Annotated in this window: 17 protein-coding genes; 7 read left to right on the top strand and 10 right to left on the bottom strand. The window is 72.4% G+C overall.

Annotated features, from left to right (window positions below; translation table 11 throughout):
- Window positions 1–31: 31 nt before the first annotated feature.
- Window positions 32–949 (top strand): F510_1955 family glycosylhydrolase, encoded by a 918-nt coding sequence (locus tag ACWGI8_RS16835; RefSeq protein ID WP_453661600.1) that lies wholly within the window; start codon window positions 32–34, stop codon window positions 947–949.
- A gap of 101 nt (window positions 950–1,050) precedes the next feature.
- On the opposite strand, the gene pspAB is transcribed toward ACWGI8_RS16835, so the two are convergent.
- Window positions 1,051–1,668 carry a PspA-associated protein PspAB gene (pspAB, locus tag ACWGI8_RS16830; RefSeq protein WP_453661598.1) on the bottom strand — a complete coding sequence of 206 codons (618 nt, stop codon included), beginning with the start codon at window positions 1,666–1,668 and terminating at the stop codon, window positions 1,051–1,053.
- Between the two features lie 30 nt (window positions 1,669–1,698).
- On the bottom strand, window positions 1,699–2,613 hold the full coding sequence (gene htpX, locus ACWGI8_RS16825) for a zinc metalloprotease HtpX (RefSeq protein ID WP_453661605.1): 915 nt from the start codon (window positions 2,611–2,613) through the stop codon (window positions 1,699–1,701).
- Between the two features lie 258 nt (window positions 2,614–2,871).
- On the opposite strand from htpX, the gene ACWGI8_RS16820 reads away from it, so the two are divergent.
- Window positions 2,872–4,473, top strand: a complete 1,602-nt coding sequence (locus ACWGI8_RS16820; protein ID WP_453661597.1) for an FAD-dependent oxidoreductase — start codon at window positions 2,872–2,874, stop codon at window positions 4,471–4,473.
- A 55-nt stretch (window positions 4,474–4,528) separates the two neighbouring features.
- Window positions 4,529–5,809 carry a cytochrome P450 gene (locus ACWGI8_RS16815; protein WP_453661596.1) on the top strand — a complete coding sequence of 427 codons (1,281 nt, stop codon included), beginning with the start codon at window positions 4,529–4,531 and terminating at the stop codon, window positions 5,807–5,809.
- A 61-nt stretch (window positions 5,810–5,870) separates the two neighbouring features.
- On the opposite strand, the gene ACWGI8_RS16810 is transcribed toward ACWGI8_RS16815, so the two are convergent.
- Window positions 5,871–6,329, bottom strand: coding sequence for an organic hydroperoxide resistance protein (locus ACWGI8_RS16810; RefSeq protein WP_453661603.1), 459 nt, complete (start codon window positions 6,327–6,329; stop codon window positions 5,871–5,873).
- 283 nt (window positions 6,330–6,612) lie between these two features.
- Here ACWGI8_RS16810 and ACWGI8_RS16805 point away from each other — a divergent pair, with 283 nt between their 5' ends.
- The 3 genes from ACWGI8_RS16805 (at window position 6,613) to ACWGI8_RS16795 (ending at window position 10,161) form a co-directional block, all read left to right on the top strand.
- Window positions 6,613–7,983, top strand: a complete 1,371-nt coding sequence (locus ACWGI8_RS16805) for an FAD-binding oxidoreductase (RefSeq protein WP_453661594.1) — start codon at window positions 6,613–6,615, stop codon at window positions 7,981–7,983.
- 193 nt (window positions 7,984–8,176) lie between these two features.
- Window positions 8,177–9,655 (top strand): AlkA N-terminal domain-containing protein, encoded by a 1,479-nt coding sequence (locus ACWGI8_RS16800; protein WP_453661601.1) that lies wholly within the window; start codon window positions 8,177–8,179, stop codon window positions 9,653–9,655.
- Between the two features lie 11 nt (window positions 9,656–9,666).
- On the top strand, window positions 9,667–10,161 hold the full coding sequence (locus tag ACWGI8_RS16795) for a methylated-DNA--[protein]-cysteine S-methyltransferase (RefSeq protein ID WP_453661593.1): 495 nt from the start codon (window positions 9,667–9,669) through the stop codon (window positions 10,159–10,161).
- 97 nt (window positions 10,162–10,258) lie between these two features.
- On the opposite strand, the gene ACWGI8_RS16790 is transcribed toward ACWGI8_RS16795, so the two are convergent.
- The 7 genes from ACWGI8_RS16790 to ACWGI8_RS16760 form a co-directional block, all read right to left on the bottom strand.
- Window positions 10,259–10,996, bottom strand: coding sequence for an SIR2 family NAD-dependent protein deacylase (locus ACWGI8_RS16790; RefSeq protein ID WP_453661591.1), 738 nt, complete (start codon window positions 10,994–10,996; stop codon window positions 10,259–10,261).
- 63 nt (window positions 10,997–11,059) lie between these two features.
- On the bottom strand, window positions 11,060–11,551 hold the full coding sequence (locus ACWGI8_RS16785) for an NUDIX domain-containing protein (protein WP_453661590.1): 492 nt from the start codon (window positions 11,549–11,551) through the stop codon (window positions 11,060–11,062).
- Between the two features lie 80 nt (window positions 11,552–11,631).
- Window positions 11,632–15,582: an SAV_2336 N-terminal domain-related protein gene (locus ACWGI8_RS16780; RefSeq protein WP_453661588.1), complete on the bottom strand. Its 3,951-nt coding sequence runs from the start codon at window positions 15,580–15,582 to the stop codon at window positions 11,632–11,634.
- A 5-nt stretch (window positions 15,583–15,587) separates the two neighbouring features.
- Complete coding sequence (locus ACWGI8_RS16775; protein WP_453661587.1) at window positions 15,588–16,586, bottom strand: AAA family ATPase; 999 nt, start codon at window positions 16,584–16,586, stop codon at window positions 15,588–15,590.
- On the bottom strand, window positions 16,583–18,760 hold the full coding sequence (locus ACWGI8_RS16770) for a VMAP-C domain-containing protein (protein ID WP_453661585.1): 2,178 nt from the start codon (window positions 18,758–18,760) through the stop codon (window positions 16,583–16,585). The genes ACWGI8_RS16775 and ACWGI8_RS16770 overlap by 4 nt, the downstream gene beginning before the upstream one ends.
- Before the next feature lie 3 nt (window positions 18,761–18,763).
- Window positions 18,764–19,144 carry a CU044_2847 family protein gene (locus tag ACWGI8_RS16765; RefSeq protein ID WP_453661583.1) on the bottom strand — a complete coding sequence of 127 codons (381 nt, stop codon included), beginning with the start codon at window positions 19,142–19,144 and terminating at the stop codon, window positions 18,764–18,766.
- Between the two features lie 58 nt (window positions 19,145–19,202).
- Window positions 19,203–20,324 (bottom strand): ADP-ribosylglycohydrolase family protein, encoded by a 1,122-nt coding sequence (locus ACWGI8_RS16760; RefSeq protein WP_453661581.1) that lies wholly within the window; start codon window positions 20,322–20,324, stop codon window positions 19,203–19,205.
- A 112-nt stretch (window positions 20,325–20,436) separates the two neighbouring features.
- On the opposite strand from ACWGI8_RS16760, the gene ACWGI8_RS16755 reads away from it, so the two are divergent.
- The gene (locus ACWGI8_RS16755) at window positions 20,437–21,567 is read left to right on the top strand and encodes a glycerate kinase (protein ID WP_453661579.1); all 1,131 of its coding nucleotides are present in this window, start codon (window positions 20,437–20,439) and stop codon (window positions 21,565–21,567) included.
- The last annotated feature ends 83 nt before the right edge of the window (window positions 21,568–21,650 follow it).

Below are 21,650 nucleotides of genomic sequence, written 5' to 3'. Positions count from 1 at the left end.
GTACGCCCCCATCCTCGGCAGGACAAGGAAGATGAAGAACACACGGAAGCGGCCCCTCGCCGCCACAGCGGTCCTCGCGCTCGCACTCGCGCTGACCGCCTGCTCCGGCAACCCCGGCAACCCCGGCAATCCCGGCAACTCCGCCGACCCCGGTGACTCCGGCACCACTGCCACGGAGTCATCCGCGGCGCTGCACGGCCACGTTCACGGCCTCGGCATCGACCCCGCCGACCAGCAGCTCTACGTCGCCACCCACGAAGGGATCTTCACCCCGGGCAAGGAGGGCGCAGCGGTGCGGGTCGGCGGAAGCAACGACGACTTCATGGGCTTCACCGTGGCCAAGGCCAGGACCTTCCTGGCCAGCGGCCACCCCGCCCCCGGCACCGGCGGTCCCGCCAACCGCGGGCTGATCGAGAGCACCGATTCAGGGAAGACCTGGAAGACCCGCTCGCCGGCCGGCGAAGCCGACTTCCATGCTCTCGACTACGCCCACCACACGATCTACGGCTACGACAGCACCAACGCCCTGCTGCGCGTCAGCAAGGACGGAGCCGCCTGGGACGACCGCGCCCGCGTCCAGGCGCTGGACATCGCCGTCAGCCCCGACGACCCGGACATCGTGCTGGCCACCACAGCCGAGGGGATCGCGAAGAGCACCGACGGCGGAAGGACCTTCGCGGCAGGCAAGCAGCCGGCGATGGCCTTCCTCTCGTGGGCGGCGCCCGAGGCGCTGTACGGACTCGACGACTCGGGCGGGCTGAACCGGAGCACCGACGGCGGTGCCACCTGGCAGAAGGCGGGCACGGTGCCCGGCGGACAGACCCAGGCGCTCACAGCGGTCGACGCCCGGCACATCCTGGCCGCCACCCAGGCCGGCGTCCACGAGTCCCGGGACGGCGGCAGGACCTTCACCAAGCGGTTCACGGTCGTCGCCGGCGACGGCCACTGATCCGGGCCGGGCAAGCGGAAGGCTCCGCCAGGGCAAGGACACTGCCGTGGCGGAGCCGAGCGCTTTCGGGTGTTCTGATCAGTGCACGAGATCGGACGGGCTCAGCTGCTCCTGCCGCTGTGATCCGTCCCGCCGAGCCCCGGCGCGCCCCACACCGGGAACCAGCGGCCCAGGTCCGTCTCGATCCGCAGGTCGTCCGCGAGCAACGCCCTGACCTGGAGTTCCAGGGCGTTGTCGCGCCTCTCGCCGGCTTTGGGAAGCGGTGCGAAGGGATAGAAGGTGCCGCGCTTGTAGAGATAGACCAGTGCCAGCGCGCGTTCCCCCGCGGCCTCGCGGAAGCCGATCAGGGAGCAGAGCAGCTGCGGGCCGAAACCGGCGTCCTGGAGGAGGGTGTTGACCGCGTGCAGGTCATTGACCAGCGAAGCCGTGTCGTCGGCGGGATGGCGGGCGAGGAGCCAGGTGTAGCCGTAGGCGTCCTGGCTGAACTCGACGGGTATGCCGCCCCGGCCGGTGTCGGCGTCGAGCAGTTCCCGTACCTCCTCCTGAACCCCGGCGAAGGCGCCGCCCTCGACACTGGCGAAGCAGACCGAGCCGATGCCGGTCGGAGTGAACCCGGCACCCGCCTGGAGGGTGATCGCGGCGGCGGGCAGGCCGAAGAGCTGGTCGAGGTCGGGACGTACCGGCTTGCTGCGGCCGAGGATGGTGTCGAGGAGTCCCACGGGCAGAACCTCACGATCGGCTTGCGATTCTCACGTGCGGCCGAGCTGCGCCGAGATCCTGCCGAGCTGGTCCAGGCGCTGCTCCAGCGTCGGGTGCGAGGAGAGCAGCCTGCCCAGGCTCTCCTTGGAGGAGAACGCGGGCGCGAACCAGAAGGCGTTGAACGGCTCCGCCTTGCGCAGGTCCTGCGTCGGGATCCTGGCCATCTGGCCGGTCACCTTGGTGAGCGCGGAGGCGAGTGCCGACGGGCGGCCGGTCAGCAGCGCGGCGGCGCGGTCGGCGGACAGCTCGCGGTAGCGGGAGAGCAGCCGGGTCAGCAGGAAGCTGATCACGTAGACGACCGCGCTGACCAGGGGGATCACCAGCATCGCGATGGCGGTGTTGCTGTCGCGGCTGTTCCGGCCGAGCCCGCTGTAGAGCCAGACACGCATCATCACGCCCGCGAGGACGCCGAGGAACGAGGCGATGGTCATCACCACGACATCGCGGTGGGCGACGTGCGACAGCTCGTGTGCGAGGACACCCTCCAGTTCCTCCGGCTCCAGACGGCGGAGCAGGCCGGTGGTGGCGCAGACCAGCGCGGCGTTCTGGTTGCGGCCGGTGGCGAAGGCGTTCGGCACATCGCTGTCGGCGATCGCCACGCGAGGCTTGGGCATGTCGGCAAGGGCGCAGATGCGGTCCACGGCCCCGTGCAGCTCGGGCGCCTGCTCGGGGGTGACCTCGCGGGCGCCCATGCTGTAGGCCGCGATCCGGTCGCTGAACCAGAACTGCGCGATGAACAGAACGCCCGCGATCACCAGGATGATGGGCCATGAATCCCGGAGGACGGCCAGCAGGACGCCGACGAAGACGACATAGAGCAGTCCGATCAGGAACATCGTCGTCACCATGCGGGTGGTGAGTCCCCGATCCGGGGCGTAGCGCGAATGAGACCGGGTCCCGGGCATCTGATCAGCCTCCAGGCGGAGCTCTGTCACCGTGCTCCTCTCCTTCGATTGTGCACCTTTCACGCATATATCCGACATAAAGGGAGCTCGGGCCGTCAGAGCCTGCCGTTGCGGCGTTTCGGCCGGGCCCGCGGCGGGGTGCCGTCCGTGGCGGGCCGTGCTCCACTGAAAATGCAGACGCGATGGCGTGCGCGCGTGGTGGTGGGACGAAACGGCCGATCCGCAAGGCTCGGAAGGGGCGTCCGTATGAAGGTCGTCGTGGATCTCACACGGTGCCAGGGATACGCACAGTGCGCATTCGCCGCGCCGGATGTGTTCGCCATCCACGGGGACGAGGCGCTGCTGTACGACACCGATCCGGACGACGCGCAGCGGGAGAAGGTCGAGCGGGCCGCGGCGGCCTGCCCGGTCCAAGCCATCTTCCTCGACCGTGACGACACCCGGATCCGGCAGCCCGCGCCCGAGACGCACGTGGCCGCCCCCGGCCCTGGGGAAGCGTTCAGGCGTACGGGGCGCATCGTCATTGTCGGGGCGTCCCTGGCCGGCCTGCGGGCTGGTTGGACGCTGCGCCGGGAGGGCTTCACCGGCTCGCTGACCGTGATCGGGGACGAGCCTCACGCACCCTATGACCGGCCGCCGTTGTCCAAGCAGGTCCTCATGGGCCGGGTTCCGGCGCGGCGGACCGGACTGCCCCGCCGCGACGAGCTCGACGCTCACTGGCGGCTCGGGGTCGCGGCCACGGGTCTTGACCTGAGCGGCAAGCAGGTGCTCCTGGCCGATGGCGAGAAGGTGGGCTTCGACCGGTTGCTCATCTCCACCGGTGTGCGGGCCCGCCCGTGGCCGAACGAGGCGGAGGCCGGGCTCGACGGGCTGTTCGCACTGCGTACGCCGGAAGACGCGGACGAGCTGCGGCAACGGCTGGCAGCCGGACCCGGCCGGGTGGTGGTCATCGGTGCCGGGTTCACCGGCTCCGAGGTCGCCTCCGCCTGCTGCGAGCTCGATGTGCCGGTGACCGTCCTCGAGCGGGGGCCGGCTCCGCTGGCCGGGGCACTGGGCGCGGTGATCGGCGGGGTCGCGGCGCAGATGCAGCGCGACAATGGCGTCGACCTGCGGTGCGGCGTTCGGGTCGAGGCGCTGGAAGGCGACGACAGCGGGAGGCTGCGGCGCGCCCGTCTGTCCGACGGCAGCACTCTGGACGTCGAAGTGGCGGTGGCCGCGCTCGGCAGCATCCGCAACGTCGAATGGCTGGAAGGCTCGGGGCTGGCGGCAGGGGGCTGGGGGGTGGCGTGCGATGCGGGGTGCCGCGCTGTCGACGCCAACGGCGTCGTGACCGACGATGTGTTCGTCGCAGGCGACGTGGCCCGCTGCCCACACCCCGTCTACGACTACGAGTACCTCGCCCTGGAGCACTGGGGCAACGCGGTCGCCCAGGCGGGGATCGCCGCGCACAACATGATCAGCGCCCAGAGTGAGCGCTGGCCGCACCTGGCGCTGCCGGAGTTCTGGTCCACCCTGTTCGGTACCGAGATCAAGTCCGTCGGCGTCCCGACCCATGCCGACCAGGTCGTCATCGCCCAGGGATCGGTGGCCGAGCGCCGCTTCGTCGCCGTCTACGGCTACCGCGGGCGGATCACCGCGGCGGTCGCCTTCAACCAGGCCAAGTGGCTGGAGTTCTATGCAGGATTGATCGACCGGGCGGCGCCGTTCCCGCCGTCCTTCCGTACCGTCGACCAGTCCACCGACGGGCGCCCGGTCGCGGCCGAGGTCCCGGAACGGCCCACCCCTCAGGCCACGGTCGTGGTGACCGGTCACGGACCCAGCGAACGGCGGGCCGCGTTGGTCCGCAGAACGTACCTGTGACCCCTGCACGGGCCACCGCACGTCCCTGATCCCCGAGTTGCGGGAGACGCTCACCATGGATCAGACCAGCATCTGGCAGCAGATCCTCGATCCCTCCCACCGTGCTGACCCGTACCCGCTCTACGCCGAGCTGCGCAAGACACCCGTGCCGCGCGAGGAGGACGGGAGCTATGTCGTGAGCACCTACCGGGAGATCGTCGCTCTGCTCCACGACCCACGGCTCAGCTCGGACCTGCGCAACCTCCCGGAGCTGGGCGCCCACACCCCGGAGCAGACGTCGGAGGAGGGCCCTCCCGGGCTCCCGCCCAATTTCATCGGGATCGACCCGCCCGAACATGACCGAATCCGGCGCCTGCTGACGCGGAACTTCGGCCCGCCCCACCGCCCCGGGCGGGTCGACAGCATGATTCCCGACTTGGTCGAGATCGTGACGAGTCTGATCGACGACTTCGCGGGCAAGGCCCGGTCCGGCACGGCCCGCGTCGACATCGTCGACGACTTCGCCTATCCGTTCCCGGTCACGGTGATCTGCAGGCTGCTGGGAGTACCCCGCGAGGACGAACCGCGATTGCAGGCACTGTCCGACGCGGTCGTCAAGAGCGCCGACCCGACCGCCGGAGGGATCGCGGAGCGGCAGCGCAGACGCACGAAGGCCATGGCCGACCTCGGTCAGTACTTCACCCAGCTGCTCGATGCCCGCCATGGCCGACCGAGCGACGACCTGCTCTCCGGGCTCATCGGCGATGACGGCCCCGACGCAGGAATGACACGGGAAGAGGTACTGAGCAACGCGGCCCTGCTGCTCGTCGCCGGCCACGAGGCGACCGTCAACCTCATCACCAACGGCATGCTCACCCTTCTGCGGCACCCCGACGTGCTCGACCGGCTGCGCCGCGGCGACGAACCCGATCTGGCCGCCCGGGTGGTCGAGGAACTCCTGCGCTACGAACCTCCCGTGCAGATCCTGTCCAACAGCCGGAACACCCTCGACGACATCGAGGTCGGCGGCACCACCATCCCCAAGGGCTCACCGGTCGCACTCGTGCCGGCCGCCGGCAGCCGCGACCCGGACTGCGTCCCCGACCCCGACCGCTTCGACCCCGACCGCGAGCACAACGAGCACCTGGGTTTCGGCGGCGGCGTCCACTACTGCTTCGGAGCCCCACTGGCCCGTCCCGAGACACAGATCGCCCTCACCGAACTCGCACGCCGGCTGGTGAACCCGCGACTCGTCGCCGACCCACCGCCCTACCGCCCGAGTCCGTCCCTGCGAGGCCCCCGCCACCTCCTCGTCGATAGCGACGGCGTCAACCCCGCACAACACCGCCCAACGTGACCAATCCCGGTCGCGGCAGAGGCCAGGGGCGGCTCGGATTCAGGTGATCACGGGCAGAGGCTCACCCGTCCCCGTCCCCGTCCGAGTCGACGTCGTGACCGTTGGCGGTCAGCGTGACGTCGATGTTGCCGCGTGTGGCATTCGAGTAGGGACACACGTGGTGCGCGGCAGCGACGATCCCCGCTGCCTGCTCAGGATCGTGAATCTGCGGCAGGGTTACGTGGAGCTCCACGGCAAGCTTGAAACCACGATCCTCGGTGGGAAAGAGGCTGACACGACTGTCGATCGAGGCGTCGCCCGTCTCGATGCGCTCGCGACGGCCCACCACGCCGAGTGCACCCTCGAAGCAGGCCGCATAGCCCACTGCGAAGAGCTGTTCGGGGTTCGTGCCGCCCCCTTCGCCGCCCATTTCTTTCGGCGTACGGAGTTGGACGTCCAGGGCTCCGTCGTTCGTGCGCCCGTGGCCGCTTACGCGACCGCCTGTCACCGTTGCCTCAGCCGTGTAGAGAACTCGTGCCATTTCGGACTCCGTTTCGGACCTGCAGATTGCCCCGGCCCACGGCTGGGACCTTTCCAATGCCTGACGGTGATCGCAACCGATGAGCCCGTCGGGACCGAGCGGGGCCGTCAGGTTGAGGCCTCGCTTCATCGGCGTAGCCTGGAACCAGGCCAGGCCAGGCGGCAGGCGTGTCGCAGAGGGTGTCGGGGTGTCGAGCCAGTGGGGGCTCGGGTCGTGTCCGCTGCCGCGGAGCGGCTTGTCTTCCGAGCGGGATTCCAGGAGTGATGCACGAGGAGCGGTGGCCATGGGCAAGCCCTCGGTCGAACAGTTGCGGGAACGCGTGCGCGGGGCGGTCATCACCCCCGACAGCGACACCTACGACGAAGCACGCAAGATCCACAACGCCATGATCGACCGGCGCCCGGCGGTCGTCGTGCGGTGCGTCAACGCCGGAGACGTCATGGCCGCGGTCGACTTCGCGCGAGAGGCGGGGCTCGACCTGGCGGTGCGCGGTGGCGGGCACAGCGTGCCGGGCTTCGGCACCTGCGACGACGGCGTGGTCGCCGACCTGTCCGGTATGCGAGGCGTCCGTGTTGATCCCGGGCGACGGACAGCGCACGCGGAGGGCGGAGCGACCTGGGGCGACTTCAATGCGGCGACCCACGCGTTCGGCCTGGCCACCACCGGCGGAATCGTCTCCACGACCGGCATCGGCGGGCTCACGCTCGGCGGCGGCATCGGATACCTGGCCCGGGGTCTCGGCCTGAGTTGCGACAACCTGGTCTCGGCCGATGTGGTGACCGCGGACGGCCGGTTCCTCGTCGCGAGCGAGAAGGAGCACGACGACCTGTTCTGGGCCATCCGCGGCGGCGGTGGCAACTTCGGCGTGGTGACCTCTTTCGAGTTCCGGCTCAGTCCGGTCAAGGACGTCTACGGCGGACCGATGCTCTACGAACTGGACGACGCCGGCACCGTTCTGCGCGCGTTCCGCGAACTCATCGCCGACGCACCGGAGGAACTCGGCGGGTTCCCCGGCTTCCAGATCGCGCCGCCCCTGCCGTTCATCCCGGAGAACCGGCACGGCGATCGGTTCGCCTTGGTCGTGGCGTGCTGGGCCGGTTCCCTCGATCAAGGAGAGCGCGCCGTCAAGGTGTTCCGTGACATGGCACCGGTGGTGGCCGAGCACGTCGGCCCCATGCCGTATCCCGCGCTCAACAGCGCGTTCGACGCGCTCTACCCTCCTGGCCTGCAGCACTACTGGAAGGCGAGCTTCGTGACCGAGCTCAGCGACGCGGTGATCGCGGCGCATCTCGAGCACGGGTCGCGTGTGCCCGCCGTCAATTCGACGGCCCACATCTACCCCATCAACGGAGCCTGCCACCGCGTGGCACCGGACGCGACGGCCTTCGCATACCGGAACGCCTCGTTCGCCACGGTCATCGCGGGCATGTGGCCGGATCCCGCGGACAACGAGGCCAACATCGCCTGGGTGCGCGACTACTACGAGGCGACGGCACCGCTCTCGGAGGAAGGCGGCTACATCAACTTCATGGCCGATGACGACCAGGACCGGATCAGGGCCAACTACAAGACCAACTACGACCGCCTCGTCGAGGTCAAGCGGGTGTACGACCCGGGCAACCTGTTCCATGTGAACCAGAACATCAAGCCGTAGCCGCGCGCAGCTTGTGCCGGCCGGCGGGATCCGAAGGATGCCAAGTGCGATGCCGAGGCTGTCTTGGCACGATGCGGATGTCGAGGCTGCGGGAGGCTGCCCTGGCCCCGCCGCGTTGATGTCGTTTTTCCGCCAGCGACGCCCGCTCCCGCTACCCGATGCTTGAGCCATGCATCCCGCCGTGCACACCGCCATGCACACCGACACAGAGCGCTGCGTACGGGCCGTCCGGTCCAAGGACGCCCGCTTCGACGGCTGGTTCTTCACCGCGGTCCTGACGACCCGGATCTACTGCCGCCCCAGCTGCCCCGCAGTACCGCCCAAGGCCGAGAACATGACCTTCTACCCCAGCGCGGCCGCCTGCCAGCAGGCCGGGTTCCGGGCGTGCAAGCGGTGCCGCCCCGACACCAGCCCCGGGTCCCCGGAGTGGAACGCCCGCGCCGACTCCGTCGCCCGCGCCATGCGGCTCATCCAGGACGGCGTCGTCGACCGCGAGGGCGTGCCCGGACTGGCCGCCCGGCTCGGCTACTCCACCCGGCAGATCGAGCGCCAGCTGCTCGCCGAGGTCGGCGCGGGCCCGCTCGCTCTGGCCCGGGCACAGCGCGCCCAGACCGCCCGGCTGCTCATCGAGACGACCGCGCTGCCGATGGCCGAGGTCGCCTTCGCCGCCGGCTTCTCCTCCATCCGGACGTTCAACGACACCGTCCGCGAGGTGTTCGCGCTCTCGCCGAGCGACCTGCGCACCCGCGCGGCAGGCCGCGGCAAGGAGCCGGTCGGGGCGACCCCCGGCGTGCTCGCGCTGCGGCTGCCATTCCGGGCGCCCCTCAACCCCGACAATCTCTTCGGGCATCTTGCCGCGACCGCCGTCCCCGGCGTGGAGGAGTGGCGCGACGGCGCCTACCGTCGCACGCTCACACTCCCGCACGGCCACGGCATCGTGTCCCTCGCTCCCCGCCCCGACCACATCGCCTGCCGGCTGTCCCTCACCGACCACCGTGACCTGACGTTCGCCATCAGCGTCTGCCGCCGGATGCTCGACCTCGACGCCGATCCCGTCGCCATCGACGACCAGCTCCGCACCGACCCGCTGCTCGCGCCGCTCGTCGACAAGGCGCCGGGCAGGCGGGTGCCGCGCACCGTCGACGTGGCGGAGTTCGCGGTACGGGCCGTCCTCGGCCAGCAGGTCTCCACGGCCGCCGCCCGCACCCACGCCGCCCGGCTGGTCACCGCCCACGGCACCCCGGTCGAAGACCCCGAGGGCGGCCTCACCCATCTCTTCCCGGCCCCCGAGGCACTCGCCGGACTCGACCCGGAGACCCTCGCCTTCCCACGCAGCCGCCGCACCACCCTCACCACACTGCTCGGCGCTCTCGCCGACGGCACGCTCCGGCTCGGCGCCGGCAGCGACTGGAGCGAGGCCCGCGCCCAGCTCTCCGCACTGCCCGGTTTCGGCCCCTGGACCATTGAGGTCGTCGCGATGCGCGGGCTCGGTGACCCCGACGCGTTCCTCCCCACCGACCTGGGCGTCCGCCGTGCCGCCGAGGACCTCGGCCTGCCGTCGACCCCCGCGGCGCTCACCGCCCGCGCCGCGGCCTGGCGGCCCTGGCGCGCCTACGCCGTCCAGTACCTGTGGGCCACCGGCGATCACCCCATCAACCGCTTGCCCGCCTGAGGACAGTGATCATGACGAGAAACCACACCGTCGTCGACAGCCCGTACGGACCGCTCACCCTCGTAGCCACCGACTCCGTCCTGAGCGGCCTCTACATGACCGAACAGCGCCACCGCCCCGCCGAGGAGACCTTCGGTGAACCCGACCCCCGCCCCTTCGGCGAAGTGATCCGCCAGCTCGACGCCTACTTCGCGGGCGAGCTGACGGACTTCGACCTGCCCCTGCATCTCGCGGGCACACCGTTCCAGCGCAGTGTCTGGGAGCAGCTGTGCCTGATCCCGTACGGCGAGACCCGTACGTACGGGGATCTCGCCGACGCGCTCGGCAACTCCGGCGCCTCCCGCGCGGTCGGCCTCGCCAACGGCAAGAACCCCATCGGGATCATCGTGCCCTGCCATCGCGTCATCGGCTCCACGGGCGGTCTGACCGGCTACGGAGGCGGCCTCGACCGCAAGCAGCGTCTGCTGGCCTTCGAGAGCGGAGCCCCGGAGGACGCGCTGTTCTAGGGCCCGTCCGCCCTTCCGGCGTGTCCTCGATCGCCGGACGTGGCTCCTGTCGAGCCCTCCCGGCGATGGAGGCGCGGGGCCCGGGGCACAGCCCCGGTCACGGGAAGGGGCCGTCGCCGATCCGCTTCAGCAGCGCCGGAAGCGCCGTACCGATCGGCTCGCGGATGATCTCGGCCGCGAGCTCGTCGTACGGCGTCGGCTCGGCGTTCACGACGATGAGCCGGGCGCCGTTCTCCGAGGCGATCCCGGCGAGCGAGGCGGCGGGCTGGACCTGGAGGCTGGAGCCGACCGCGATGAAGACCTCGGACGCCTTCGCGATGCCCATCGCCTCGCCCAGCACCACCGGGTCGAGGCGCTGCCCGAACATCACCGTCGCCGACTTGAGAATCCCGTCGCAGACCCGGCACGGCGGGTCCTCCTCACCCTCGGCGACCCGCACGAGCGTGTCCTTCATGGGCGAGCGCACATGGCAGCGCGTGCACTCCACCTGGCGTGCGGTGCCGTGGAGTTCGAGGACCTTGCGCTCGGGCATTCCGGCCAGCTGGTGGAGCCCGTCGACGTTCTGCGTGATCACCCGCACCGCCACGCCGTTCCGCTCGCGCTCCAGCCCGGCGATCGCCCGGTGCGCCGCGTTCGGCTCGGCGCGCAGCGTCGGTGCGTCCCGCCGCATCCGCCAGGCCCGGCGGCGGATCTCCGGATCGGCCATGTAGTAGTCGTACGTGACGAGCTTCTCGGCCTCCGGATCGCGCCGCCACAGCCCGTTCGGCCCGCGGTAGTCGGGAATGCCGGAGTCCGTGGAGATACCGGCGCCGCTGAGAATCGCGACGAGAGTCATGCAGCGAGCGTACGCAGCGGCGCGGCGCGGCGGCGAACGGATTACCGGGCCGCAGTCCGGACCTCAGCCCGCCGGACGCCCCTCCACCAGCTCAACCGGACCCGTGCCCTTCGTCAGCGCGTCCAGCGCCGCCAGGACGCGGTGGCCCAGCGAGTCGAGCAGATAGGTCGTGATCTCGTCGGGCGCCACCAGCTTCCAGGAGATCAGCTCCTCCTCCTGGAGGCGGATCGCCCTGAACCGCTCCCCGCTCAGCACCCCGCCGTCGTACACGTACGCGACGATCGGGGGCCGCGCCGCCCCCCGCACCCAGTCGACCGCGAGCAGCCGCCCAGGCTCGACGTCCAGTCCGATCTCCTCCAGCGTCTCCCGCCGGGCGGCCTCGCGCGGCGTCTCTCCGGCGTCGGACTCGATCGTCCCGCCCGGAAGCGCCCACCCCTCACGGTAGTTGGGCTCGACGAGGAGCACCCGCCCATCGGCGTCCCGGAAGAGAGTGGCGGCACCGGCGAGGACGCGGGGCAGGGACGCGATGTACGCGGAGTATCCGTTGGTGGTCACGGCGGAAGCGTAATCGGCCCGCGGATCACGCGCGTCACACCGGACACACCCGAACGTCACCGGACATTCCCGGACACCCGTCAGCCCCCGCTCTTCGGGGAAGCGGGCGGCTGTTTCCGGCCGCCGAGCCGCTGCCGTGCCGTGGCGGCGTTGGCTGCCGCGGCCACCGTGTCGGGATGTCCGGCGCCCAGGTTCCGGGTCCAGCCGCGCGCCACCGCGTCGTACAGCTCGGCGGCCTCGGCCCACCGCTCCATACGGGCCGTGACGAGCGCCAGTTCATGCAGCGTGACCAGGGTGTCGGCGTGCAGTTCGCCCAGCTCGTCCGCGCGAGCCCGATAGGTGTCGCGTGCCACCTTGTACGCCTCCGTGAGGCGGCCCATGGAGGCCAGTGTGGAGGCCACGTTGTGGCGGCACCGCATGGTGTCCTCATGGGCCGCACCCTGCAACCGCTCGCGCTTGGACAGCACTTCGAGGTAGAGGGTCAGGGCCTCGCTGTACCGGCGCAGCAGACCGAGCGAGAAGGCAGCCTGCTGGCGGGCGTCGAGGGTGCCGGGGTGGTCCGGGCCCAGCACGCGTGACCGGTCCTGGGCCACCTGCCGGTACTCCTCCAGGGCCTCGGCGTTCCGGCCCAGCGAGAGAAGGGCGAAGGCCCGTTCGTAGCGGGAACTGAGCGCGGCCTCGTGCTCGGGGCCGAGTGCCGCCTCGCGGGCGGTGACCACATCGCTGAGCACCCGCAGTGCGAGCTCGGGGCGGCCGTCCCGCAGCAGCGTCACCCCGTAGGCGTGCCGCTCGTCGTGGTCCCAGCCCCGGGCGGGCGAGGTGTGCGGGGGAGCGGGGCTGAAGTCGACCGGCGTGGCCGTGGTGGAGCGGAGCCGGGCGTACGGAGAGCCGAGCTCGATCATGTACGAAGGGGCGAGCAGATCGAGCAGTGCGCTGCGTCCCTGCTGCGAGACGATCACATGGACGCCCTCGCACCTGCTGAGGGCCGCTGCCTCGTCGGCAAGGGCGAAGAAGGACTCCTCGGTGCCGGCGATCCGGTCCAGGTCACCGAGGACGACCAGGAGCCGGGGAAGGTCCGCCGCTTCGGAATCCGTACGCCTGACACGCTCCTTGAGCAGCAGTCCGGTCAGTTCGCGCAGCCGCACGGGCAGCCCGCCGACGCCCTCGCACCAGACGACGTGGGGCAGCGCGGAGAGCGCCGAGCGGCGCAGCGTGCCGCTGTAGTCGGCGCAGACGACGGTGAGGGCGTCCGCGGAGTGGGCAGCGGCGAGATCCAGGACGATGGCGGTGAGCAGGTCGTGCCGGCCGGCGTCGGTGCCGCCCCGGATCAGACCGTGCGGGCCGAGACCGCCTTGATCCGGCGCGTTGATGTCCAGGGACACCGGCCGTCCGTCGCCGCCCGCGCCCAGCGGTACGGCGTCCAGGACGACGGCCGGCCGGCTGTCCGGGGCGAACGCCCACAGCAGTTCGTCCGCGGTGGGACGGGCCGAGGGGTCCTCGGCGAGGCAGTTCACGAGCAGCGAGGAGACCTCGGCGGGCACACCGGCGACCCGTGGAAGCAGCGGAAGGGAGAAGAAGGACGAATCCGGCTCGCCCGTCAGTGCCGCCAGCAGGATCGATCCCACCGCGAACATGTCGGTTGCCGGGGTCGGTGCCTCCGGGTCGTCGACGAGCTCCGGCGCCTCGTACGCGACCTGCTGGCGGAACGCCTCGCGGTGGCTGCTGTGCGCACCGTCGACCGACGCGGTCATCCAGCCCGTGACCCGTACGTCCTCCCCGGCGAGGAGCACCGAGTTGGGGAGCAGGGTGCCGTGGACGAGGCCCTCGCGGTGGGCTTCGGCCATCGCGGCTGCGAACTGGCGGCCGACGGAAAGGAATTGCGCCGCGGGGAGGGCGGCGTGGCCGGTGCGGTGGGTGCGGAGGGTGGGGGCCGGCTCCCCGCTCGTCGGGTCCACGAGGCACTCGGTGGCCAGCCACCCCGGCTCGCTCCGGGTGCTCATGCCGAGGAGACGGGGCGCGTGTTCGGCGCCGAGCCGGGCCAGCGCCTCGGCCTCGGTGGTCAGCAGGTCGTACGCGGTCGAACGGTCCACCAGCTCCGGGATGCGGAGCATCGCGTACGAGGCATGGTCGTCCGCGGTCCCGAGATAGACGCCGATCCTCGGCCAGCCGCCCAGTCTGCGGGCCACCAGCCGGTACGGCCCGGCGGACCGCGGCCCCTCCCACTGGAGCGAGACCCAGTGGGAGCCGGGCCGGTCGACGAACGCCGGCAAGGACGGGCGCGGTTCCGGCGCACCCGCCCCCGCCTCCGTGTCCGTCCCCGTCTCCGCCTCCGTATCCGTCCCGGTGTCCGACAGGCCGGACACCGGTGCGGAGGCCTCCCCGGACACCTCCGCCTCAGCAGGGCCGGCCGTGGGCGCAGGCATCCCCAGCCGCCGCAGCAGCCGGTCGTCCACCCAGCCGAACGGCCGGGCACCGTCCGCCACCCCGTCCCGGCCCGAAGGGTGCGGCAGCCAGGCCGGGAAGCCCGCCGTCCGGTCGGTGAGTTCGGCCATGCGCGAGGTGACCGCGCGGGTGGTGCGGACCAGTTCGGCGGGCGGCACCGTGTCCAGCAGGATGCGACGGGCGTTCTCCGCGAAGTCGAAGCCTCGGTGCTGCGGCAGCAGATCCCGCTCCGGCCCGTCCGCACCGCGCATCAGACCGCCGAGGAACACCTCCGCCAGATGCCCCGTGTCGACCTCGGGGCCGAGCGCGTCCTGGACCAGCCGCATCGCGGGCACCGACACCGGTGCGACCGCCGCGAGATGGGCGGCGAGCCGGTACGCCTGAGGGGATGCCGCGTCCCGGAAGCGCAGCAGGGCGTCACCGCCGCCCGTGCGCGTGGCGGCGTAGGGGCGGGGCGGCGTACGCGGAGCCAGCAGCGGCAGCACCATCGAGGTACCGGACGAGCCGACCAGCCGCGCCCAGTCGCCCACCGACTCCGGGGTGGGCGCGAGCACCGGCACCGGAACGCCTCGGTACGGAGCGAGTTCGGGCGGCAGCACCGGGTCGGCGACCCGCCAGGTCCGGTTGGCCGCGCCGCGCCGGCGCGTGGTCACCCGCCAGGGCTCGGCACGGATGCCGGAGCCGTCCCACAGCCGCTCGGGGAGTGCATGGAGCACGGCCGTCGGGCCGTTGCGGGCCGCCCGCTCCAGGACCTGGTGCATCCGGCCGTCCCGCCAGGCCGGACCGACGCCGTCGCTGACGACGAGCAGCAGGGTGTGGCCTCCCGCATCCGCGATGGCGTTCACCGGGAGGGCCGCGATGTCCTGCGTGAACGGATGGTGCCGCAGTACCGGGGCGTCGGAGCCCCGGCTGTCCAGCGCGTACACCCGTACGTCGCGGAACGCGCCGCTGCGCTCCATCAGGGTCCGCGTCTCCGCCGCGAGCCGCTGCCACAGCAGCATCGACACCCCGTCGTCCACGAGCAGAACGAGATCGAGCCAGCGGGTCCTGGCCGGGCGCAGCACCACGTCCGGCAGACCGGTCTCGGCGATGGCGGTGACCGTGGCGGGCTCGTCCAGCTCCCAGGCATGGCGGTCGGGCCGCAGTTGCTTGAGCGGGCGCAGGGCGCGGCCGATCCGCAGCTCGGCGGAGGCGAGGGCCCTGGCCTCCGGGGCGCGTACGGGCACGGCGGGGCGGGAGACGGGGGCGTCCGCCGCGCGGGGCGTAGGGGGGCCGTGCAGTTCGGCGCCGCGACGTGCGCCCCCGCGCCCCGACGGGGCACCGGTGCTGTCGCCTGCGCCCTGGACCGACGGTGTCGCTCCGCCCGGGAACACGTCGGTGGAGGGCTCTTCCTGGTGAGGGCGGGCCGTCGGCCCGAACTCCCCGGACTCCTCGGTGTCCGGCGCCTGGTGCGCCGGCGGCGCTGCGGCGGCGAGGGCCGTCGCCGCGCCCGGCGGCAGCCGTCCCGCCAGCCACACCGCGTCCAGCAGCTCCTCGTTCGACAGCTCGACGCCGCCGTCGCCGAGGACCCGCCGCAGCTCCTGCCACACTTCGGCTACACCGTCCCGCCGAGCCGGTGCAGTACGGCGTCCAGCAGCCCGTCCGCGTCCAGGTCCACCCCGCCCTTGCGCAGGAACACGGCGTTCAGAAGCTGGTCGGTGGCCAGCTCACCGCGCCCGCGCCGGGCCAGGAAGGCGCGCAGCAGCTCGTCCGCCCCGTCCAGCCGGGTCCCGTCGCCCAGATGGGCCCGCACGATCTCCAGCAGCCGGTCCTCGTCAGGCTCGGGCAGATCGAGCCGGATGCAGCGGCGCAGGAAGGCCGGCGGGAAGTCGCGCTCGCCGTTGCTGGTGATGACGACGACCGGGAACTCGGAGCAGCGCACCCGGCCGCGTACCACCTCGGTCCTGGACTGCGGATCGGCGGTCAGCACCTCGACGGACGACTGCTCCTCGGGCAGTCGCGCCAGCTCGGGAATCTCGAACTCGCCCTCCTCGAAGACGTTCAGCAGATCGTTCGGCAGGTCCACATCGCCCTTGTCGAGCTCGTCGACGAGGAGCATGCGCGGGCGGGTGCCGGGCACCAGCGCCGTGCCGAGCGGGCCGAGCCGCACATAGGAGCCGATGCCCAGCTCCTCGGCCGCCTCGCCCCGGTCGCGGCGCAGGTTCGCCTCGCGCAGCCGGCCGATCGCGTCGTAGCGGTAGAGCGCGTCCTGCAGGGTGGCCCGGCTGTTGATCTGCCAGCTCAGCACCCGGCCGAGCCGCAGTTCGTACGCGATCGCACGGGCCAGCGACGACTTGCCGGTTCCGGGACGGCCGGTCACCAGCAACGGGCGGCGCAGGTGCAGCGCCGCGTTGACCACGTCGGCCTCGGCGGGTCCGATCAGATAGGGCAGCGGCCCGGACGTGCCCGGATCGCCCGCGCCTCCGCCGCCGCCGCCATCGCCCCCGCCGTCGAAGCGGCGCCACGGCGGGGCTTCGGGGAACGCGACCGCACGGGCCTGTCCATCTCCGTGGAACAGCCGCCAGTCGGCCGCCTCGCCATGACGTTCCGTCATCGGATGTCCGCTCCTTCCGCGGGATCAAGCAGTTCGAGCCCGCCTGGCAGCGGGAGTTCGGTGTCCTCCCACACCAGCGCCGGCCGCGCGGTGCCCGGGTCCGGGGCGCCGTATCGCTCGGCCCTGAAGTGCCGGATGCGTTCGGGAAGCTGATGCAGCGGACCGGTGGGCGCGACCGCGTCGAGGCGGTGCGCGTGCTCGTGCCCCTCGGCCTCACGGTCCCAGAGCACCACCGGTACGCCGACGGCGAGGCACAGCTGGACCAGCCGCTCACGGTCCGCGCGCGGACCGTGCACCACGACCTGGGCGGTGTCCCGATGGCTGGTCTCCAGCATCGCGTACACCCGCTCCGGCGAGGTGCAGCTCTCGTCCACGACCAGCGGAACCGTGTGCCCGCTCTCCCAGCGCCGCCGCAGCTCGGCATCGCGTCGCGGCGCGCGGGCGCTCACCTCGGGGCAGCGCAGCGCGATCCGGTAGGTGACGCCGAGCGGCACCCCGGGAAGGAACTCCAGCGGGCTTCCCGCGTCCCACTCGTCGAAGGCCAGCTCCAGACCTTCCCGGCCGACGACGACATCGATCTGGTCGACCGGGGGGCCGCCGTCACCCGCCGCGCGTTCCGCGGACTCGCGGATCAGCCGGCCTATTTCCGGGGCGCTGCGCGGCCGGTCCGCCGCGGCGAGCCGGGCGGCCGCGCCGTCCTTGCGCACCTCCCAGACGTCGCAGCGGAAGTGGCCCTCGGGATCGGCCGGTGCCATGCCGACCTCGACCACCAGCCGTACGACCGGCGAGGGCCGGTGGGCTGCCCAGGCCGCCGCGTCGCCACGCCGCTGGGAGAGCGCGGCCCGGTGCACCCCGAGACGCCCGGCGACCCGGTCGGACCAGTCGGCCAGCGCCCTGCGCGAGGGGGCGGGGGCGCACGCGGCCGCGTACTCCACCAGCTTGAGCAGGGCGGGTACCGGCGTGGTGCCGTCCGGCAGCGGGCCGCCGTCCCGGTACGCCTCCAACGCGCCCACCACCAGGGCGAGATCGGCGCGGGACAGCCGGGCCGCGCGCAGTGGCGCGGGCAGCGGGGTGTAGCGCAGGGCCTCCCGGGCGGCACGCGGCAGCAGCGTCGCGTCGGCCTCCACCACCGACTGAAGTTCCGCGACGAGCAGGCGGTGTTCGTCCACCGAGAGCAGCCGCGCACCGGCCAGCTGCCCGGCGATCAGCAGCCGGTGCAGACTCTCGCGCCCCGGCCCGGTCCCGGCCGCGGGCGCCAGCGACTCGCTCAGCGTGGCCAGTGCACGATCCTCGACCGTCAGTACCGCCGCCAACTCCTCGACAGAGGGGGCGGATTCACCGGCGGGAGGTTCGTAACCCAGCGTGGCCGCGAGCGCACGCGCGTGCTGGGCCCGCCGCACGGGATCGCCCAGCAGCTGCCACAGCTCGGCGGTGAGCGGCGCGGTCGCGGGATCGTCCGGCGGCGCCGGGCTGTGGACCGCGCACTCGGCGAGCACCTCCGCCGCCCCGGCCCGCTCCAGCTCGTCCCGTACGGTCTGCCAGGGCACCGCCCAGCTGCGGCGCACCGTGTCCTGGGCGCCGAGCGGGCGCTCGCGCTCCGGCAGCACGTGGGCGACCACCAGTCCGGCCGCGGTGGCGTCGTCCAGCGACCAGAGCGGGCCGCCGCTGAAGCCGGGACCGATCGCCGCGCCGGACAGCTCGCCGTCCAGATACCCGAAGCGGCCCTCCTGGAGCTTCACGTGGGTGTCCGCGAAGGTGATCGCCGCACCGCCGCCGTGCCAGGCCCGCAGGGTCTGGCCCTCGGCCATGTCGCGCCAGACCACCGGGCGCGGTCCGGGCGGCGCGGGCTCGGTCAGTTCGAGGACCGCGAGGTCGCCCCGCCACACCAGCGCGGACGCGGCGGGCCCGGGCGGCACCCAGACCGACAGCCGGGCGGCCCGCCGGACGGGTCCGGCTTCACCGTGGGACGCCGCGTGAAAGGCGATGAGCAGCTCGGCGCCGGCCGGCCGCCCGGTCTCGTACAGATCCCGCCCCAACGCGTCATTGACGACATGCGCGCAGGTCAGCACCTTGCGCGCGGACAGCAGCGCCGCGCCGCCCGCGGCCGTCCGCCCGTCGGCGTACAGCACCGAGAGACGGGTGGCCGGGGCCGCCGGCCGTCTGAACCAGCCCATGTGTCAGTTCTGCCGCTCCCTGGGCTGCCAGGTGGCCGACACGGTCATCGTGGCCTTGCCGTTCGCCCCGACGATGCCCAGCTTGAGGTCCTGCCCGATCTCCACGCCGAACGCGACCGTGAGTTCACTGGGCGGGTTCTCGGCGGACGCCACCGAGGCGTGGATCTCGTCCAGCAGCGGACCCATCGGTCTGAGAGCGGTGCGCAGTGCGTCGGCGGCACGCGTCGCGGCGCGCCCCTCTCCGCCACGCGCCACGGGCACCGCCGATCCGAAGCCCTCCGGAAGATCGTCGGGGCCGGCCGTCCGGCCGGGCACGGCTAGGGGTTCACCGGTCCCGGACAGCTCCAGCCGCACCTGTGAACCGTCCGTCAGCGAAACTTCCATGTACTCGGGCACCTGGCCATTGTGCCGATCAAGTGCTCCGGTGGGAGACAGTTTCCGGTCACGCTGCCGCCAATCGCGCCGTCCGGTTCGCCAGTTCCCCGATGTGCGCCCCGTCGAATCCGAACACGGCGCTGCGCACCCGGTCCTCCAGCGGCTGCGTCCACTGGGCCGGAATACCGGAGGCGCCGCACAGGACACCGGCCACCGAACCCGCCGTCGCGCCGTTGGAGTCGGTGTCCAGGCCGCCGCGGACGGTGAGGGCGATCGTGTCGGTGAAGTTCCCGGCGCCGTACAGGAGTCCGGCCGTGATGATCGCGGCGTTCGGGACCGTGTGGATCCAGCCGAGGCTCCCGGTCTCCCGGTCCAGCTCGGTGAGCGTGTCGGACCAGGTGAGGCCGGCGTCGTACAGGGCGGTCGCGTGGCGGACGGTACGGGAGAGGCGGCTGCTCGCCGGGATGTGCTCCAGGGCCGTGTCGATCGCCTCGCGCGCACCGGTGGCGGTGAACGCCGCGGCGATCATCGCCGCGGCCCACATCGCCCCGTACACCCCGTTGCCGGTGTGGGACAGCACCGCGTCCCGGCGGGCGAGGGAGGCCGCGCGGTACGGATCGCCCGGGCAGGTCCAGCCGAAGATGTCGGCGCGGATCAGGGCACCGATCCACTCCTGGTGGGGATTGTCGTGGGTGGCGGTGAGCGGCGGCCTCAGTCCGGCCGTGAGGTTGCGGTAGGCGGCCCGTTCGGCCGTGAAGGTCTGCAGATACGGCAGCCGCAGCAGCCACAGCTCGCCGACCTGCTCGGTGGTGAACGCGAAGCCGTGCGTCTCCAGCAGATGGAGCCCGAGGATCGCGTAGTCGACGTCGTCGTCGCGGCAGCTGCCGTGGATGCGGCCGCGGACGCATTGCCGCCACTCCGGGCGCAGCTCGAAATCGGCTGCGGCGCCCGGGGGCGGCTCGGGCAGATAGTCGGTGAGCGGAAGCGCGTCGGTGAGCCGCAGGTAGCGGTCGATGCGTTCGCGCGTCCAGTAGTCGCCGCGTTCGACGGGCTTCCCGAGCATGTTGCCGGCGATCCTGCCCAGCCAGCCGCCGAGGATCCGGTCGGCCGTCCGAGGGGCCTTGAACACGCCGGGTGAAGGACCGGGCGGCGCGGGCTGATCGATCGGTCCCGTACGTTCCGTACTCATGACGCCCCACTATGGTACGAAATACCGTCTCATCAGGGGGTGGCACACCGTCTCGGGGTGCGGATAGGGTCGGGGCGGCGCGACTGCACGTTCGAAAGCAAGGGATAGCAAGGTGGCGGACGGAGCAGTTACTGCCGCGCGAGTGCTCGTGGCGGCGGACAAGTTCAAGGGCTCGCTCACGGCCGTACAGGTCGCGGAGCGGGTGACGGCGGGGCTGCGGCGGATCGTCCCCGGGCTTCCCGTGGAGACGCTGCCCGTCGCGGACGGCGGCGACGGCACGGTCGCGGCGGCCGTCGCAGCGGGCTTCGAGCGCCGTGAGGTACGGGTGACCGGGCCGCTCGGCGAGCCCGTGACCGCGGCGTACGCCCTGCGGGGCACCACCGCCGTGGTGGAGATGGCGGAGGCCTCCGGCCTCCAGCACCTCCCCGAAGGGGTCTTCGCGGCCCTCACCGCGACCACGTACGGCTCCGGTGAGCTGCTGCGTGCCGCGCTCGACGCGGGGGCGCGGACGATCGTCTTCGGTGTCGGCGGCAGCGCGACGACGGACGGCGGGGCCGGCATGCTGGCCGCGCTGGGCGCGCGCTTCCTGGACGCGGACGGCAAGCCGGTCGGCCCCGGCGGCGGCGCGCTGATCTCGCTGGCCGAAGCGGATCTTTCGGGCCTCGACCCGCGTTTCAGGGACGTCAGCCTGGTCCTCGCCAGCGACGTCGACAACCCGCTGACCGGCCCGAAGGGCGCGCCGGCCGTCTTCGGACCGCAGAAGGGCGCCTCGCCGGACGACGTGGCCGCGCTGGACGCGGCGCTCGCCCACTACGCGTCGGTCCTCGGCCCCGAGCAGGCGCAGTCGCCGGGTGCGGGCGCGGCGGGCGGCATCGGCTACGGCGCGCTGGTCGCGCTCGGCGCGAGCTTCCGCCCCGGCATCGAGGTCATGCTCGACATCCTGGGCTTCGCGTCGGCCCTGGAGCGCGCGACCCTCGTGATCACGGGCGAGGGCTCCCTCGACGAGCAGACCCTCCACGGCAAGGCCCCGGCCGGCGTCGCCGCGGCGGCCCGTGCGCAGGGCATCGACGTCGTCGCGGTCTGCGGCCGGCTCGCCCTGTCCCCCGAGGCCCTCGGCAAGGCGGGCATCAGCCGCGCGTACTCCCTGCTGGAGCTGGAGCCGGACCCGGCGGTCTGCATGGCGCAGGCCGGGCCGCTGCTCGAGCGGGCGGCGGAGTCGATTGCGCGGGACTTCCTGGCGTAGGACCCTGTCCGGCGGATCTCGCCGGGCTCGCGACGCCCTGCGACCCGCTGATCCTGCCCGATCGGCCGGGCGGGGTCCCGGGC

This window comes from Streptomyces sp. NPDC054841, assembly GCF_053611045.1.
Note: the sequence above shows the minus strand (reverse complement) of the source record. Positions and strands in the feature narration are given on the sequence as shown.

Excerpts from the sequence above, each read along its gene's own strand:
- ACWGI8_RS16835 (WP_453661600.1), top strand. The coding sequence starts at position 32 with ATGAAGAACACACGGAAGCGGCCCCTCGCCGCCACAGCGGTCCTCGCG.
- htpX (WP_453661605.1), bottom strand. The coding sequence starts at position 2,613 with ATGCCCGGGACCCGGTCTCATTCGCGCTACGCCCCGGATCGGGGACTC.
- ACWGI8_RS16815 (WP_453661596.1), top strand. The coding sequence starts at position 4,529 with ATGGATCAGACCAGCATCTGGCAGCAGATCCTCGATCCCTCCCACCGT.
- ACWGI8_RS16810 (WP_453661603.1), bottom strand. The coding sequence starts at position 6,329 with ATGGCACGAGTTCTCTACACGGCTGAGGCAACGGTGACAGGCGGTCGC.
- ACWGI8_RS16805 (WP_453661594.1), top strand. The coding sequence starts at position 6,613 with ATGGGCAAGCCCTCGGTCGAACAGTTGCGGGAACGCGTGCGCGGGGCG.
- ACWGI8_RS16800 (WP_453661601.1), top strand. The coding sequence starts at position 8,177 with ATGCACACCGACACAGAGCGCTGCGTACGGGCCGTCCGGTCCAAGGAC.
- ACWGI8_RS16795 (WP_453661593.1), top strand. The coding sequence starts at position 9,667 with ATGACGAGAAACCACACCGTCGTCGACAGCCCGTACGGACCGCTCACC.
- ACWGI8_RS16790 (WP_453661591.1), bottom strand. The coding sequence starts at position 10,996 with ATGACTCTCGTCGCGATTCTCAGCGGCGCCGGTATCTCCACGGACTCC.
- ACWGI8_RS16775 (WP_453661587.1), bottom strand. The coding sequence starts at position 16,586 with ATGACGGAACGTCATGGCGAGGCGGCCGACTGGCGGCTGTTCCACGGA.
- ACWGI8_RS16770 (WP_453661585.1), bottom strand. The coding sequence starts at position 18,760 with ATGGGCTGGTTCAGACGGCCGGCGGCCCCGGCCACCCGTCTCTCGGTG.
- ACWGI8_RS16765 (WP_453661583.1), bottom strand. The coding sequence starts at position 19,144 with ATGGAAGTTTCGCTGACGGACGGTTCACAGGTGCGGCTGGAGCTGTCC.
- ACWGI8_RS16760 (WP_453661581.1), bottom strand. The coding sequence starts at position 20,324 with ATGAGTACGGAACGTACGGGACCGATCGATCAGCCCGCGCCGCCCGGT.